The organism is Geobacter sp., assembly GCA_009684525.1.
Classification (GTDB): Bacteria; Desulfobacterota; Desulfuromonadia; order Geobacterales; family DSM-12255; genus Geoanaerobacter.
In genome coordinates this window covers 373172-387292 of the sequence record WKKR01000002.1, presented here as the reverse complement: position 1 = coordinate 387292, position 14121 = coordinate 373172, and the positions used below count along the sequence as shown (strand labels likewise).

The window sequence follows — 14121 nt, the reverse complement described above, 5'->3', positions numbered from 1 at the left end:
GAATTAGGCATGGTATCCCCGTAATTTCTTCTACGCCGCGGCGGTTTCTGCCCCGGCCAGCCGTCTCCCCAGATCGAAGGCCCGTTGGCAGTCCAGCGGCAGCGCCTCGGCCCGCCGCTTTGCCTTGTGTACCGGATCGAAGCTCTCGATCACCACTTTCGCATAGTCGTCTACCTGGCAGGTATCGAAAGCACAGAGTGACTCGACGGTCCCGAGCAGCAGTTGAGCATAGCGTTCGTTCGATTTGACGAAGTACTCGTAGCTGAACTCCCGGCTCCGCTCTTCGGTGACGTTCATGGTGTAGATGAAGGCCATGGCAAGCTTCTTCGGAAACAGGGTGCCATAGGGCACGGTGTAGGTCAGATAGGGGAACAGCAGCCGTTCGATGAAGCTGCGTGTTTCGCCGGTGACCGAGCCGAAATAGATCGGCGAGCCGATGACCAGGGCGTCGGCCGTGGCGATCTTGTCCAGCAGCGGCGTCAGACCGTCCTTCATGGCGCAGCGGCCATAGCTCTTCCCTCCCCTGGTCTTGCAGGCGAAACAGCTCGTGCACCCCTTGAAGTCCAGGTCGTACAGGTGGACGAGTTCCGTCTCAGCCCCTTGCGATGCGGCCCCCTCCAGGGCCTTTGCCACCAGAGTTGCCGTGTTCCATTGTTTGCGGGGACTGCCGTTGATGCCGATGACCTGCATCGTCTACCTCCCGTGAACTGTTGCCGGACACGAAGCTGCCGGCCGAGTTGGCTGTCGTTATTCGGGTTACTGCCGCGCTGTGCCGCGCCGGGTAGCATGGTGGGGTCTTCCGGGGGGGATTATGCGGCTTTTTGAATTATGGAGAGAAATTACTCCCGCAGGGCTGCGTCGTCAAGCAGGAATAGGCAAGGTGCCCCTGTATTCCTTCACCAGACCCCGCCGCCCACTCACGGGAAACTTTATATGCATATATTCACCAAAGGGCATAAAATGGAGATGACAGAGAAATCGTTACGGGCTCGGTACACTGACCGCTCTCCACCGACACCTTTATCAAAGCGGCGCATCATGAAGGAGACGTGACATGGCAACGCACGCAAAGAACACTATTTGCCTTTGGTACGACCGCGACGCAGAAGAGGCGGCGCGGTTTTATGCCGCAACCTTTCCCGATTCAACCGTGGGCGCGATACTCCGCGCACCGGGTGACTATCCGTCCGGAAATGAAGGAAACGTGCTGACGGTCGAGTTTACCGTCATGGGGATTCCCTGCGTCGGGCTTAATGGCGGCCCCGAGGTCACGCACAACTGGGCATTCTCGTTTCAGGTTGCAACCGTAGACCAGGCCGAAACGGATCGTTACTGGAACGCCATTGTCGGCAATGGTGGCGAGGAGGGTGAGTGCGGCTGGTGTAAGGACAAATGGGGATTATCGTGGCAGATTACGCCGATCGCTCTGATGGAAGCCATAAGCGATCCCGATCCCGCCGCCGCCAAGCGGGCGTTCGATGCGATGATGCAGATGAAAAAGATCGACATCGCAGCCATAGAAGCGGCGCGACGCGGTTGAATGTGTGGAAATGGTCTACAAACTTAAGGCGGCCGATTGGCCGCCTCTCTTACCGTTCCCCGAATTAACCCGCAGGTGCGCCGCTATGAATTGAGCATGCACGGCTTGTCCACGTCGTCAGTTTCATAATAACGCACTTCTATGACATTCTGTTCGGGATCGCGAAAATAGATCGATATTCCCGTCCCATGTGCACCCCAGCGTTTCACCGGGCCATCATCGATCGCTATGCCATTGTCTGCAAGCCGTTTCCGGAGCAATTCCCACTCAGCCTTGCCGGTAGAGAGGCAAAAATGGTTGAGATTCGGACGGCACACGTTCACTGGATTGCCGTTTTCCCATAACCTCTTGGGGAACAGATCGATGATCGAATCGGCTGTTATGCGGACAGACGGGAATGGAACCTGATGGTCATGAAACTCATCTATCCGTTCGCCGGGCAGTTCAAGAATGTTTGTGTAAAAGTGAAGCATTGCTTCGATGTCCACCGTGTTGATGACAATATGATCCATTTTGAATTTCATTGGTGATCTCCGGATCTGCTGAGGGTGCGCGTACGTGTCCATGGTGTGTAGTGTGGAATAGTCGAGGAGAATTGCAAGCTGAGAAGCTGGAAATACGTCCGATTGGCCGCCTTTCCATTGAGGATTTTGTCCCCCCCGGATTCCAACCTACCGGTACACCTCGTCATGGCTGCCGATATCGAGCAGCACGATCTCCTTCTCGGTAATCAGCAGGGTCAGCGTTATGCGGTATGAATAGGTCAACCTGACAGCATGGCAGCCGGATAGCTTGCCGGAAAGCGGATGCAACCCGAGGCCCGGTTGAAACGGGTCCTCCGCAAGAGACGCGAAAACCGTTGCAAAGCGGGGCTTCAGGTCAGGATGTTTTTTGAAGAACTTCCGTGCCTGGCGGAGGAACTGTTCAGAGGCGGTTACACTGAACACGCTTACTCTCCGTCAAGGTCGAGCGCCTGTAACAGCTCGTCGGCAGAGGCAAACTTCCGCACCCGGCCCGCCTTCACGTCCTCCAGCGACGCCTTCACCCGAGCCAGGTAGGCCTCTTCGGCATCAGCCACCAGCTCGGCATAGCGTGCCTCGGAAAGAACCACATACTCGGGACGGTTGTTGCGGATGACGTGCACGTCGCCCGCGGCGATCAGGTCATCCACCGCGGCAATGCCGCGCCGCTTCAGTTCCTGGGCGGGGATGGTGTTCATGCTGGCACCTCATCAAGTACTGATTTAAGTACTAATAATATGCCACAGGTGGTGACAGGCGGCAAGAAATTTAGGGACGAATTCCGGGGACAGTTTACTTAGGGACGAATTCCGGGGACAGTTTACTTAACTCCCCCACGGGTTACACACCCTGCCGCCACATCTCACCTTGATCGGTATCGCGGCCAAAATCTATCTCTATGCCGCACAGAGGCGATTGTCGGAAAAATTGCGACAAACTGGTCCGCGGCAAGGCCAACTTCCGGTATTCACCATAAGAAACAACGACAACCGCAGGCTTGCCCCGCAAGGTTATGGTCTGGGGACCGTCATTGTGTGCCTGGGGATTGTGGGGACAGTTTACTTAACTCCCCCACGGGTTACACACCCTGGCCCCGCACCGTTCCATATCCTTCACATTGCGCGTCACCACAACCAGCCCATGGGCCACAGCAGTGGCGGCAATGAGCGAATCCATGACCGGTAGCTTGTCACCCGCCTGTTCGGCCGCCCCTTGGAGTCCACCCCAGCAAAGCGCCGTATCAAGATCGATATCCAGAATCCGCCCGACAAACCGCTCGACGAGATCGAGAGTTACCCATGCCTGAAGTTCGTCCTTCTTTGGCCCATCGGCTAGCTTGCTGATCCCTTTCTGCAGCTCTCCCACGTTCAGGACACTCAGAAACAGCTTCTGCTCATCCTGTTCATCAAGCCATCTCATCACCGCCGGGTTTGGCTCCTTTTTTACCAATTCTGAGATAAGGCAGGTATCCAGCAGGTACTTCACAATTCCACCTCGCGGGCGAGGTCGCTACTTCTGCTGAGATTGAGTTCAACATCACCCAATGGAGATTGGCGGAAAAACTGCGTCAAGCCGGTGCGCGGTGCAGTCATGGCGCGGAATTCCTCGAAAGAGACGACGACGGCCGCCGGCTTGCCCCGCAGGGTGATGGTCTGGGGACCTTCGCGCAGCGCCTGGTCAACCACCTGGCTCAACCGGTTTTTCGCTTCTTGCAGCTGCCATTCCCGATCAAGGGGGGCGCGATACTTTTTGTTGGCTTTCATGGTATCCTCCGCAACTCAGCTAGACAGTCTAGCCAGACAAGAATAGCACGATCGCCTTTCGATGCAATGAGAAATTCTGCCGTAAGCAGAAAAGGCGCCGCAGCAGGCACTCTTTCAATTCCTGTTTACGTGAGACTCTTATGATCCTCTCTACCGGAACGCTCGCCTACTTCAGCGACACCCACGGCTCCTGCTCCAGGAAACTCCCCGCGATGTTCACCTCCATCTCCAGGAATCGTTGGAAGGGGATGGTGAAACTCAGCACGTCCTTTCCCACCTGCGCCCGCAGGTACTGCCGTGCCGAGAGGTCCGTCAGCCCCACCAGGCAGCGGGGGTTCGGCGAGCGGGCCTCCCGGTAGCCGAGGATGCCGACGACCTGGCAGCCGGCGGCATAGGGGATGGCCACGTTTTCGAGACCGGGACGGTCGTAGTTGGCAAAGACCGTCAGGGCCGACAACTGGTCGGGGGTGACGAGAAGGGTGACCGACTCCGGTTGCCGGGCGGCCGGATCGATGGCGGAGAGAGGGAGAAAGGCGGCGTAGCGGGTGGGGATCTCGGTGATCGGCAGGGCGTCCACGAACGCCTGGACCAGTTCCGGGCTCTTCTTGTAGCGCTCGCCGTGGAGGAAGTGGTGCACGAATTCAGGCCGCGCACCGGCCGCCTTCATCCCCTCGCCGATGCGGCGCCCCTGCTCCGTGGCCTCATTGCCGTCGGCCAGGAAGCGGCAAAACCCCTCCACCCCGCCGGGGAACTTTTCGTAGGCATTGCCGAAGCCGAGCCCGAGGCCGCCACCGAAGCAGCCGTAGGTCTCGCGGTCGAACACGACGGTCCGCCCCTTGGTGGCTGCGGCGCCGAACATGCTCAAGACACACCCCCACTTTCCCGGCTCGAACTGGACCGCACCTGCCGGATTCTCGTCGGTGAAGACCAGGGCGACCGGCTCGATCCCGAGGTTGATGGCCTCTGCAATGGCGCTTTTCATGGCATTCCCCCCAGGTCCCGAAAAAATCAAAGGGCGCCGCAACGGGCGCCCTTTTCATTTATCAGGCTACTTTAAATTCCTTTTTATGCGCTCCACCGCCTCGATCACATTCTCGCGATGGCCGAAGGCCGAGAGCCTGAAGAACCCTTCGCCGCTGGGGCCGAAGCCGGAGCCGGGGGTGCCGACCACATTGCACTCGTTCAGCAGCTTGTCGAAGAAGTCCCAGGAGCTCATGCCGCCGGGCGTCTTGAGCCAGATGTAGGGGGCGTCCACCCCGCCGTAGCAGGTGACCCCGGCGGCTTTCAGGCCCTCGCGGATGATGCGGGCGTTCTCCATGTAGTAGTCGATGATCTCTTTGGTCTGAGCCCACCCCTCGTCGCTGTAGACGGCGGCGGCAGCACGCTGGACCGGGTAGGAGGCGCCGTTGAACTTGGTGGTGGTGCGGCGGAGCCAGAGCTTGTTGAAGCTGTATTTCTCGCCCGTGGAGGTCGTACCCATCACCTCTTCCGGCACCACGACCAGACCGCAGCGCACGCCGGTGAAGCCGGCGGTCTTACTGAAGGAGCGGAACTCGATGGCGCACTTCTTCGCCCCTTCAACCTCGTAGATGGAGTGCGGGATATCCGGGTTGGTGATGAACGCTTCATAGGCGGCGTCGAAGAAGATGACGGCGTCGTTGGCATTGGCGTAGTCGACCCACTTCTTCAGCTCGGCCTTGGTGGCGACGGTGCCGGTCGGGTTGTTGGGGAAGCAGAGGTAGATGATGTCCACCTTCTCCGTGGGGAGCGAGGGGATGAAGTTGTTCGCCTCGTTGCAGGGCATGTAGACGATACCCTTGTAGTACCCCTTGTCGTCGGCCTCGCCGGTCCGACCGATCATGACGTTGGTGTCGTTATAGACCGGGTAGACCGGGTCGCCGATGGCAACGACATTGTCCAGCGCGAAGATGTCGAGGATGTTGGCGCAGTCGCACTTGGAGCCGTCGGAGATGAACATCTCCTCGGTCTTTAAGCTGACACCGAGCGGCTTGTAGGACTTCTCGATGATGGCGTTGATCAGCCAGTCATACCCCTGCTCCGGGCCGTAGCCGGCGAACTGGTCAGTGGTGGCCAGGTCGTCCACTGCCTGGTGGAACGCCTTGAGCACTGCCGGGGCGAGCGGGCGGGTGACGTCGCCGATGCCGAGGCGGATCACCTTGGCATCCGGGTTGGCAGCGGCGAACTCCCGCACGCGGCGGCCGATCTCGGGGAAGAGGTAGCCGGCCTTCAGTTTGAGGTAGTTGTCATTGATCTTTGCCATTACGAGAAAACCTCCATTTTCATTTGTATAAAGGAAATGCCGCACGGAGCGGCAATTCAGGTGTTATCGTTTAAACCTCGGGGATGTCGATTTTGCGGCAAGTTCAAGGCGCCCGAGGAAGAGCGCGGAGACGTGGCAGCGCCACGTCGCACAAGCGATGACAAAGGCAACGCCGAAATTGCCCAAAAGCGGCATTCCTATTTTAGGCCAAGCACGTCCTGCATGTCGTACAGCCCCGGCTCTTTCCCCACCACCCACTGGGCCGCCCGTACGCTCCCGCGGGAGAACATGTCGCGGGTCATGGCCCGGTGGGAGATCTCGATCCGCTCCCCCTGGCCGATGAAGTAGACCGTGTGCTCGCCGACGATGTCGCCACCGCGCACGGTCTGCATGCCGATCTCTTCCTTGGTCCGCTCGCCGCAGATCCCCTCGCGGTGGTAGTTGGCCACCTTGTTGTAGTCCCGCCCCAGCGCCTCGGCCACGACCTCACCCATGCGCACGGCAGTTCCTGACGGTGAGTCTTTTTTCTTGTTGTGGTGCAGCTCGACGATCTCCACGTCGAAGTCGTCACCCAGGGTCTTCGCCACATCCTTTAAGACCTTGAAGCAGACGTTGACCCCGACGCTCATGTTGGGGGCGAGCACAGCCGGGATATCCTTTGCCAGCTCGGCGGCGAGAAGACGCTCCTCCGGGGTGAAGCCAGTGGAGCCGATGACGATCGACTTCTTCTTCAGGCCGCAGACCTCAAGGTTCTTCAGCGAGACCTTGGGGGTGGTGAAGTCGATGAGCACGTCGCAGCCGGCGACCACGGCGTTGAGGTCGTCGCTGATGGCGACGCCCAGGGCGCCGCAGCCGGCGATCAGCCCGGCGTCCTGGCCGACCTGGGGATGACCCGGACGCTCCAAGGCGCCGGAAACGGTGCAGCCCGCCTCGGTGGCGGCGACGATGATGCGTTGACCCATGCGGCCGGCAGCGCCGCAGACGGCTATCTTAACCATGCGCTTCTCCTGATTGATCTGCTATTTTACCGCCCGTTTCACGGAAACGGTGTACGACCTGCCTTTTGCGTTGGTGCCGTTACCCTTCAGGACGCCGTCGGCCAGTTCGTACTCGATGCTCGCCGCCTCACCCTTGCAGGCGAACTTCAGGTTCGGCGACTGCTCCGTCACCGTGCAGCCACGGAGGTTGGTCTCTTTTATCTCACAGTCGTCACAGCGGGTCTTGAGCGAAATCTCCTTCTTTTCCGCGTCGACGTTGTAAATGGTCACCGCATAGCCAAATTGCTTCAGCTTCTTGCCGGTGTAGATTTCCAGCTGGCCCTCGTAGGTACCGAGGATGTTCTGGGTGTCAGCATTGAGATCGGCGCCGAATGCGGCGGGACAGGCCCCCATCGCAACGACGGCAAACAGCGCAACCAATGGGCGTCTCATGCGAACCTCCTGTCAGATCAGCTTGTACTCCTTCATGATGGCCGCCAGCTTCTCCTTGTTTGCAGCACCCATGGGGCAGAGCGGCAGGCGGAGCTCGTCGGAGCACTTGCCCATCAGCCCCAGGGCGGTCTTCACCGGGATCGGGTTCGACTCGATGAACATGGCGTTGCCGATCTTCAGCGTCTCCAGGTGCAGCTTGCGGGCCGTGGCCAGGTCGCCGGCAAAGAAGGCATCGGTCAGGTCCCCCACGGTCTTGGGCATGATGTTGGCCAGCACCGAGATGACCCCTTTGGCGCCGCAGGCCATCATCGGGAAGGTGATGAAGTCGTCACCGGAGAGGACGTCGATGCTGTCACCGCACAGCGCCAGGATCTCCGAAGCCTGCTGCAGCGAACCGGTGGCCTCTTTGATGGCAACGATGTTCTTGTGCGGCGCCAGGCGGGCAACGGTGTCGGGGAGCAGGTTGACGCCGGTGCGACCCGGTACGTTGTAGAGGATCTGCGGGATGGCCACTGCATCGGCAATGGCCGTGTAGTGGCGCACCAGCCCTTCCTGGGTCGGCTTGTTGTAGTAGGGGGTGACCAGCAGCACGCCGTCGGCGCCCGCTTCCTTGGCCTTCTGCGACAGCTCGATCGCCTCTGCGGTGGAATTGGAGCCGGTACCGGCAATGACCGGGACCCGCTTTCCGACCTGCTCGATGACGGTCTTGATCACCTGCATGTGTTCGTCGTAGTCGAGGGTCGAGGACTCGCCGGTGGTGCCGCACGGCACGATGGCGTCGGTGCCCCCTGCGATCTGGAACTCCACCAGTTCGCGCAGCTTTTCGTAATCGACCTGGCCGTTGGTGAACGGCGTTACAATGGCAACGATGCTTCCTTTGAACATATCCTTTTCCTCCTCTGTTGGAGTTGACAATATAACTCTGAAACCGGCAATTTTTCGTTCTGGCAAGGCTGTCGAGGGATGACGCGGATGCATAGGGCATAAACAGCGCTACGCCGCACGAGGAATCCCGAAATGATTCTTGTAACGACCTCCGGCTGGAAATTATCGCGAGAAAAGATTGCCAAAGCCGGTTTGATACGGTAAAAGTGGCTTTATGTATCACAATCATGAGGAAAAGTAAAGGATTTCGGCGCGTTTCCAGGGAGCGGAGACAGGTCTCCGCGGAAAGTGGAGGAGAGTGATGCGGATACGGAAAAAGATCCTCGACTACGAGTACGAAGAGGTCCTCGACACCAGGACCCGTGAACTGATCCGGGTCGGCTGCGCCGTGGCGGTCGGCTGCCCCACCTGATTGAAGAAGCACTTCGCGGTCGCGAAGGAAGCGGGAGCCACCGAAGCGGAACTGAAGGAGGCCATGGCCTACGGCATCATCGCGCCGTCGGGCAGGGCCAAGAATTTTGCCCTGAGCATGTTCGAAGAACTGGAGTTGAAGATCGGCTCGTAGCAGACATGCGGAAGGTTGCCGGTAGCCGGCAGCTGTCCCGCAGGCCACGGGCTTTCTGCCCCCCATGTCCAGACCACCCTACACATCCCGACGGCAGCAGACAGACGCCCGGCAACGCCGGGTCTCCATCCGGCGCAACGTCGTCAACCTGTCGCTGCCGGTCCTCCTCTCCTCCCTGTTCCAGCGGCTGGTTTCCATCGTCGACATCTTCCTGGTGGGGGGGCTGGGGGCGGCGGCCATCGCTGCCACCGGTCTCGGCCAGCTGTTGATCTTCGTCACCATGACGGTCTTCTGGGGGCTTGCCACCGGCACTACCGTGGTGATCGCCCACCTCTGGGGGGGCGGCCACCATCAGGAGGCCCGCCGCGCCGCCTTTGTCGCCGTCATCGCCTGCGCTGTCATGGTCGTGGCCGCCTCGCTGCTCGGCTGGCTGTTCGGCACCGACCTGGCCCGCTTCCTGGGTGCCAGGGACGAGGTGATCGGCTTTGCCGACGGCTACATCCGCCTGGTCTTCCTTTATTTCGGCTTCACCGCCGGCCTCAATGTCCTCTCCGCCATCATGCACGGCAGGGGGGACACCCGCACCCCCATGGAGGCGATCATCCTGGTCAACATCCTCCATGTCTGTCTCGCCTGGCCCCTCATCTACGGTAAGTTCGGCCTGCCGCGCCTGGAGGTGATCGGCGCCGCCTATGCCATCAACTTCTCCGAGTTCTGCGGTTTCGCCTACCTGCTCATCCAGGCCTGGCGCCGCAAACACCTGAAGTTCGGCCGTCCCGACGGCGAGCTGTTCCGCAGGATCTGGCGGGTCGGCTACCCGGTGGCCCTGGAGCGGGTAGCCCAGCAGTCGGGCCAGCTCTTCTACTCCAAGTTCATCATCGGCTACGGCACCGCAGCCTACGCGGCGCACCAGATCGGTCTCTCCATCGAGTCGCTCTCGTTCATGCCGGGTGCCGGCATGGGGATCGCCGCGGCAACCCTGATGGGGCAGGCCCTGGGAGCGCGAAAATACAAGCGGGCAAAGATCAGCCACCGCGAGGCGCTCCGGCTGGCCGTGCTGGTGATGACAGTGATGGCACTCCTCTTTTTCTTTTTCCCTCACTTCCTCATCGGCCTCTTCACCCACGATCCCGCGGTCATCGAGAAGGGGTGCATCTTCCTCAGGCTGGTGGCCTTCGCCCAGGTGCCGCTGGCGATCTCCTTCGTCTATGCCGGCAGCCTGCGCGGCACCGGCGACACCCACTACGTCTTCCTGGTGACGCTGGTCTCCATGTGGGGGATCAGGGTCTTTCTCTCTTTTCTGGCCGCCGAAGTCCTGCACCTTTCGCTCTACATGGTCTGGGGGGTCTTCCTCATCGATTGGCTCTTCCGCTCCGTCGCCTTCTGGTGGCGGTACCAGCAACGGGACCTCCACAGCGTTGTTCTGTAACAGGTTGTTGAAAACGAAGTTTCAGCGTAGCTAAAAGCAGCCATCTCGCCGCCGTCCTCGAAAGCCCCTTGTGCGGCGTAGCGCTGCTACGCCTTGCGCGGGGCTTTCTGCGGGTGCGACGATCTGACTGTTTTTGAACAACCTGATCGCCGCCGGCACTTACCCCCCAACGAAAAAAGGGGCTGTTCGCCCCTTTTTTCGTCCTTCACCGATTACCGTTTTGCCCGGATTACTTGAACCTGAGCACCACTTGGCTGATCTTGCCCGTATCCCGCTCCCTGAGCTGCAGGCGCAGCTCCTTGGCCGAATTCGCCTCGCCGGGGAAGAAGAGAAAGCCGCTGGCCAGGTGGGCATTGGGAATCTCCTTCCCTTCCAGGCTCTTCGACCGCAGGTCGTCGGTAATCCGGTACTCGCGGTCGGAGGACGTCCCTTCCTTGACACCGCCGATCACAGCACCGCCGGCAGCACCGAGCGCTGCACCCTTGCCGAGGGCCGAACCCACATTGGACCCGGAGACGATCCCCAGGGCCGCGCCGATGATCGAACCGGCAGCTGCGCCGAGCAAGGCACCCTTGCCGGCACCCTGGCCGAAGAAGGCCGCAAGTTGGGTCGACGATTCGAGCCGCTCAATGGCAACGTTGGTCGGGATGAGGTTCCAGTACTTCCCTTGGTCGTCCACCAGGAAACTCTGGTTGCCGACGATCTCCACCCCACTGCCGCTGTTGTTGTTCATCACCAGCTGGACCGGCAGGACTCCGGCACCCTTGATGTCGAAGCCGAAGGCGTCTTCGGCCGCTTCCTGGTTGGCGAATGCCTCGCCGCCGATGGAGAGCCCGTCGATCACCTGGTTGTTGAGATATGACTCCGGCGGCCGGAAGCCGGCATACTGGGTCTTGTAGGTACTGCACCCGGAGATGGAGATGAGGAAAACCGAGAGGATGATACTTGCCAGAATTTTGCTGCGCATGGTTGCCTCCTACTATGGCGTTTCATAGTGTGATCGCGGCCGACCCGTGGGCGGTCCGTTACCTAGTTTCCGTCCGGAAAGGGTTCTTTTCCGCCCTGGCGGCGTCAATCCGCGGGATTCCTTGTGCGGCGTACCGATGTATGCCTCCGCGCAATCCCTTGATTTCCTTGCCAAGACTAAAAATCCCTCCTTTCCGATCCGGAAACCAGTAGTTTCACATCTGGAGTTTCCGGATGGAAACTACCTGTATTGTAGCGAAGATCGAACGATCCTGCAATCGCCGGCGCCAGAGCGGCACCGCTCCATCAACTGCTGTGCGGCAGGGTGAAATAGAAGCTCGCCCCGAGTTCCTCCTCCCCTTCGGCCCAGACGCGGCCGCGGTGACGCTGGATGATCCGGCGCACCGTGGCCAGGCCGACACCGGTGCCAGGGAACTCGTGGGCGGTATGGAGCCGGCAGAACGCCTGGAACAGCCGGTCCACATAGGACATCTTGAAGCCGGCACCGTTATCCCGCACACAGTAGACCATTTCTCCCTTGAGCCTCAGGGTGCAGAAGCGGATCTCGGCCGCGGGCTTCTTGGAGGTGTATTTCCAAGCATTATTTATAAGATTCGTCAGAACGACCCGCAACAGGCTCTCGTCGCCGTAGCCGCTGACGTCGTCCTGGATATGGAAGGTGACGCGGCGATCCGGGCTCTCCAGCTGCAGTTCGGCGGCAATGGTCTGGGCCATGCCGGTGAGGTCGACAGTCCCTCTCCGCAGCTCCGACCGGGAGGCGCGGGAGAGTGCGAGCAGGTCGTCGATCAGTTGCAGAGTCCGGTCGGTGATGTCCAGGAGCCGCATGACATAGTCGCGCGCATCCTCCATCGAATCGGTCAACTCGTCCAGCAGCAGCTGGCTGAAACCGCGGATGCCAGTGAGCGGCCCGCGCAGATCGTGGGAAACGGTATAGCAGAACGCCTCCAGCTCTTCGTTCGCCTGCTGCAGCTCCTCGGTCCGCTGCTGCACCCGCTCCTCCAGTTCGGCGTTGAGCGACTGGATCTCCTGTTCCGCCTTCTTGCGATCGGTAATGTCGATGCAGAGGCCGACAATGCCGACAATCATGCCGTACTGGTCGCGTAGCGGCACCTTGCGCGTCGAAAGGACCTTCCGACCCTCCGCCTCCTGGCCGGGGATCTCTTCTATGGCAAACTCCCGGCCGGTGGAGAGGACGGCGCGGTCGTCGCTGCGATACCGCTCCGCAATCTCCGGCGGGAAGAGGTCGTCGTCGGTCCGGCCGATGATGGCCCCTTCGGGGTGGCCGAGTTCGCGGCAGAAGTCGCGGTTCGCCAGCAGGTACCGCCCCTCGGTGTCCTTGAGAAAAGCATACCCCGGCAGGTTGTCCAGGAAGGTCCGGAGCTGGAGGCGCTGCTGGGCAACCTCCTCCATGGCCTGCTGCTGTTCGATGTGCTGGCTGAGGGTGAGCATGGCGGACTGCAGGAGATTGATCTCGAACTCCTGCCACTGCCGTTCCCGGTCGCATTGGTCGAACCCGAGAAAACCGAACAGACGACCGCTCACCATGATCGGCAATACCAGGATGCTGCGGATCTGCTGCGATTCGTGCAGTTCCCGCTCTTCCGGCGGCAGTGACTCCACGTTGCCGGTTATGTACTCTCCCTGCTCCAGGATGGAGAGCCAACGGGAAAGGGCCGAACGGTCAAAGTCCATATTCTGCAGGTGAGGATTGTCGATCTGCGAGCTGACGCCCTGGGCGCACCACTCTCCGCGCTGGCTGGTCAGGAAACGGTCCCCGTCGTTATGGTTCTCGAAGAGATAGACCCGGCTGGCACCGGAGATCTCCCCTAGGATGCGGAGAATCCCCTCGTAGATCTGCCGGAATCCGGCATGGGCCAAGAGGAGGCGGTTCATCTCGGCCAGCCCCTTCAGATACCGTTCCCGCTGCCTGATCCCCTGCTCGGCCAGATCTCGCTGCAGTATCTCGGCGGTGAGCTGCCGGTTGACCTCGGACCGGTAGGCGAGCAGGAAGAGTGGGATCGCCCAGATGTGGAGGTTGTGCCGGACCGGCGCGATCAGCTCCAGGTAGCGCTCGCCGGTGGCCAGGCTCCAGAGCATCAGCGCCTCGTCCAGAAAGAAGAACGTGATCCCGGCCACGGCTGCCCGCGGCACCCGGTCGCTGGCGAAATTGGCCCGGAAAAAGAAGACGAGCATCGTCCCGAGGAAGATGGAGCCGGCACTGCGGAAGGCGTAGTCTCCCCAGAAGCTGCCGAAGGAGACTCCGGGGTGACTCTCCAGAAAGGGTGGCCAGGTGAGGGCAGTGACCAGGTAGAGCACGGTGGTGCTCATGATCGCGGCGCCGACGAACAGGCCGGCAACATGACGCCGCTCCGTGAGGCCGCTGAGGAAGGCATAGCCGATGAAAAGCCCTGCTACCAGGTTGGCGGCATGCTCAAGGGGAGGATAAAAGGGATAGATGTTGAGAAAGGAGAGATGGCCGCGCCAGCTGCCGAACTCGGCAACGAACATCAGCAGTTCGCGGTAGCCGCCGAGGATAGCGGCGCAGCAGATGAACAGATCGCGATCGTTGCGCTTCCTGAACCATTCGCGCCCCCCGACGAGGAGCAGCACCGACCAGAAAACCGTCGGCAGGAGAAACCGGACCGCCACATTGCCGGGCGCCCCTCCAATACCGCCACCGAACTCGTTGAGAATGATCAGGATGTCTTCCATGTCGGACG

General features: G+C 60.6%; 18 protein-coding genes. 4 read left to right on the top strand and 14 right to left on the bottom strand.

What is annotated here, in order from left to right; genetic code table 11:
* Positions 1-30: 30 nt before the first annotated feature.
* Positions 31-690, bottom strand: a complete 660-nt coding sequence (locus tag GJT30_08040; GenBank protein ID MSM39556.1) for a flavodoxin family protein — start codon at positions 688-690, stop codon at positions 31-33.
* A gap of 364 nt (positions 691-1054) precedes the next feature.
* Between GJT30_08040 and GJT30_08035 the strand changes: the two genes are divergently transcribed.
* On the top strand, positions 1055-1540 hold the full coding sequence (locus tag GJT30_08035; GenBank protein MSM39555.1) for a VOC family protein: 486 nt from the start codon (positions 1055-1057) through the stop codon (positions 1538-1540).
* A gap of 83 nt (positions 1541-1623) precedes the next feature.
* Here GJT30_08035 and GJT30_08030 read toward each other — a convergent pair whose 3' ends face one another.
* The 11 genes from GJT30_08030 to GJT30_07980 form a co-directional block, all read right to left on the bottom strand.
* Positions 1624-2064, bottom strand: coding sequence for a VOC family protein (locus tag GJT30_08030; GenBank protein MSM39554.1), 441 nt, complete (start codon positions 2062-2064; stop codon positions 1624-1626).
* 147 nt (positions 2065-2211) lie between these two features.
* On the bottom strand, positions 2212-2487 hold the full coding sequence (locus tag GJT30_08025; protein ID MSM39553.1) for a type II toxin-antitoxin system mRNA interferase toxin, RelE/StbE family: 276 nt from the start codon (positions 2485-2487) through the stop codon (positions 2212-2214).
* 2 nt (positions 2488-2489) lie between these two features.
* Positions 2490-2759: a prevent-host-death protein gene (locus GJT30_08020; GenBank protein MSM39552.1), complete on the bottom strand. Its 270-nt coding sequence runs from the start codon at positions 2757-2759 to the stop codon at positions 2490-2492.
* Positions 2760-2901: 142 nt separating this feature from the next.
* Positions 2902-3075 (bottom strand): hypothetical protein, encoded by a 174-nt coding sequence (locus GJT30_08015; GenBank protein ID MSM39551.1) that lies wholly within the window; start codon positions 3073-3075, stop codon positions 2902-2904.
* 48 nt (positions 3076-3123) lie between these two features.
* The gene (locus GJT30_08010; GenBank protein ID MSM39550.1) at positions 3124-3546 is read right to left on the bottom strand and encodes a PIN domain-containing protein; all 423 of its coding nucleotides are present in this window, start codon (positions 3544-3546) and stop codon (positions 3124-3126) included.
* Complete coding sequence (locus GJT30_08005; protein ID MSM39549.1) at positions 3543-3824, bottom strand: type II toxin-antitoxin system prevent-host-death family antitoxin; 282 nt, start codon at positions 3822-3824, stop codon at positions 3543-3545. Before GJT30_08005 ends, GJT30_08010 begins: the two co-directional genes overlap by 4 nt.
* A gap of 166 nt (positions 3825-3990) precedes the next feature.
* Positions 3991-4806 (bottom strand): hypothetical protein, encoded by an 816-nt coding sequence (locus tag GJT30_08000; protein ID MSM39548.1) that lies wholly within the window; start codon positions 4804-4806, stop codon positions 3991-3993.
* Positions 4807-4872: 66 nt separating this feature from the next.
* Positions 4873-6105 (bottom strand): LL-diaminopimelate aminotransferase, encoded by a 1233-nt coding sequence (locus GJT30_07995; GenBank protein ID MSM39547.1) that lies wholly within the window; start codon positions 6103-6105, stop codon positions 4873-4875.
* A gap of 197 nt (positions 6106-6302) precedes the next feature.
* Positions 6303-7103, bottom strand: coding sequence for a 4-hydroxy-tetrahydrodipicolinate reductase (dapB, locus tag GJT30_07990; protein MSM39546.1), 801 nt, complete (start codon positions 7101-7103; stop codon positions 6303-6305).
* 21 nt (positions 7104-7124) lie between these two features.
* On the bottom strand, positions 7125-7535 hold the full coding sequence (locus GJT30_07985; protein MSM39545.1) for a hypothetical protein: 411 nt from the start codon (positions 7533-7535) through the stop codon (positions 7125-7127).
* A gap of 12 nt (positions 7536-7547) precedes the next feature.
* Positions 7548-8420 carry a 4-hydroxy-tetrahydrodipicolinate synthase gene (locus GJT30_07980; protein ID MSM39544.1) on the bottom strand — a complete coding sequence of 291 codons (873 nt, stop codon included), beginning with the start codon at positions 8418-8420 and terminating at the stop codon, positions 7548-7550.
* Between the two features lie 301 nt (positions 8421-8721).
* Here GJT30_07980 and GJT30_07975 point away from each other — a divergent pair, with 301 nt between their 5' ends.
* The 3 genes from GJT30_07975 (at position 8722) to GJT30_07965 (ending at position 10414) form a co-directional block, all read left to right on the top strand.
* Entirely contained in the window at positions 8722-8832 is a 111-nt protein-coding gene (locus GJT30_07975) for a hypothetical protein (GenBank protein MSM39543.1), read from the top strand.
* Between the two features lie 63 nt (positions 8833-8895).
* Positions 8896-8985: a hypothetical protein gene (locus GJT30_07970; protein ID MSM39542.1), complete on the top strand. Its 90-nt coding sequence runs from the start codon at positions 8896-8898 to the stop codon at positions 8983-8985.
* A gap of 64 nt (positions 8986-9049) precedes the next feature.
* Positions 9050-10414 carry an MATE family efflux transporter gene (locus tag GJT30_07965; protein ID MSM39541.1) on the top strand — a complete coding sequence of 455 codons (1365 nt, stop codon included), beginning with the start codon at positions 9050-9052 and terminating at the stop codon, positions 10412-10414.
* A gap of 229 nt (positions 10415-10643) precedes the next feature.
* Here GJT30_07965 and GJT30_07960 read toward each other — a convergent pair whose 3' ends face one another.
* Positions 10644-11381, bottom strand: coding sequence for a glycine zipper family protein (locus tag GJT30_07960; protein MSM39540.1), 738 nt, complete (start codon positions 11379-11381; stop codon positions 10644-10646).
* 305 nt (positions 11382-11686) lie between these two features.
* A complete protein-coding gene (locus GJT30_07955) occupies positions 11687-14113 on the bottom strand; it encodes a PAS domain-containing protein (GenBank protein MSM39539.1) in 2427 nt (808 codons plus the stop codon).
* Between the last annotated feature and the right edge of the window lie 8 nt (positions 14114-14121).

Excerpts from the sequence above, each read along its gene's own strand:
- GJT30_08040 (MSM39556.1), bottom strand. The coding sequence starts at position 690 with ATGCAGGTCATCGGCATCAACGGCAGTCCCCGCAAACAATGGAACACG.
- GJT30_08035 (MSM39555.1), top strand. The coding sequence starts at position 1,055 with ATGGCAACGCACGCAAAGAACACTATTTGCCTTTGGTACGACCGCGAC.
- GJT30_08030 (MSM39554.1), bottom strand. The coding sequence starts at position 2,064 with ATGAAATTCAAAATGGATCATATTGTCATCAACACGGTGGACATCGAA.
- GJT30_08020 (MSM39552.1), bottom strand. The coding sequence starts at position 2,759 with ATGAACACCATCCCCGCCCAGGAACTGAAGCGGCGCGGCATTGCCGCG.
- GJT30_08005 (MSM39549.1), bottom strand. The coding sequence starts at position 3,824 with ATGAAAGCCAACAAAAAGTATCGCGCCCCCCTTGATCGGGAATGGCAG.
- GJT30_08000 (MSM39548.1), bottom strand. The coding sequence starts at position 4,806 with ATGAAAAGCGCCATTGCAGAGGCCATCAACCTCGGGATCGAGCCGGTC.
- GJT30_07995 (MSM39547.1), bottom strand. The coding sequence starts at position 6,105 with ATGGCAAAGATCAATGACAACTACCTCAAACTGAAGGCCGGCTACCTC.
- dapB (MSM39546.1), bottom strand. The coding sequence starts at position 7,103 with ATGGTTAAGATAGCCGTCTGCGGCGCTGCCGGCCGCATGGGTCAACGC.
- GJT30_07985 (MSM39545.1), bottom strand. The coding sequence starts at position 7,535 with ATGAGACGCCCATTGGTTGCGCTGTTTGCCGTCGTTGCGATGGGGGCC.
- GJT30_07980 (MSM39544.1), bottom strand. The coding sequence starts at position 8,420 with ATGTTCAAAGGAAGCATCGTTGCCATTGTAACGCCGTTCACCAACGGC.
- GJT30_07975 (MSM39543.1), top strand. The coding sequence starts at position 8,722 with ATGCGGATACGGAAAAAGATCCTCGACTACGAGTACGAAGAGGTCCTC.
- GJT30_07970 (MSM39542.1), top strand. The coding sequence starts at position 8,896 with ATGGCCTACGGCATCATCGCGCCGTCGGGCAGGGCCAAGAATTTTGCC.
- GJT30_07965 (MSM39541.1), top strand. The coding sequence starts at position 9,050 with ATGTCCAGACCACCCTACACATCCCGACGGCAGCAGACAGACGCCCGG.
- GJT30_07960 (MSM39540.1), bottom strand. The coding sequence starts at position 11,381 with ATGCGCAGCAAAATTCTGGCAAGTATCATCCTCTCGGTTTTCCTCATC.
- GJT30_07955 (MSM39539.1), bottom strand. The coding sequence starts at position 14,113 with ATGGAAGACATCCTGATCATTCTCAACGAGTTCGGTGGCGGTATTGGA.